A 520-nucleotide genomic window follows, 5' to 3' on the forward strand; every position below is an offset into this window, starting at 1 on the left:
CGGATACCCGCGATGCCTGGCGCGCCACCGACTTCGACGCAGCCGCCCTGGCCGCCGCTCGCACGGGCTTTGCGCCAGTTGGTGAGGGAAGGATGGGCCACCATGCTCCTCCTTGCTCATTCGCATCAGGCGATGAGGGCTCACCGGCCTTGGAGCTGGTCCACGGCAGGCTTCGAACAAAAGACCCGCCCTAGTTCGGCAGCCCCACGCTCGCCGGCAGTCCACCCATCGTGGCAGCCGAAGGCCACCCACCACCACCCGTAGGACACGGACACCACCGGGAGGAGCAGCGGCTACCACCAGCAGCGCTCAACCCGCCCCAGGCGATGCCACCGGAACCGCGGACACGTCCTTCCACCGCACGCCGCCACCCAAGCCCACCCACCCCCCGAACGCCTGGAGCCCCCGCATCACGGGGGCTCCACCACATCCGAGGAACACTCAGAAGCGGTCGGACCTCACCGCCGCGATGAAGGCAGCGAAGGCGTCACGATCAACGACGAGGGTGCCCGCGTCCCGG

The 520-nt window shown here is 69.4% G+C and carries 1 protein-coding gene; it reads right to left on the bottom strand.

Features of this window, described 5'->3' with window-relative positions:
- Window positions 1-104 (bottom strand): DUF397 domain-containing protein (locus ACTIDRAF_RS33250; protein WP_157163273.1); only part of this gene is annotated, 104 nt, incomplete at its 3' end.
- Window positions 105-520: the final 416 nt, after the last annotated feature.

Source organism: Actinoalloteichus spitiensis RMV-1378 (assembly GCF_000239155.1).
Lineage (GTDB): Bacteria > Actinomycetota > Actinomycetes > Mycobacteriales > Pseudonocardiaceae > Actinoalloteichus_B > Actinoalloteichus_B spitiensis.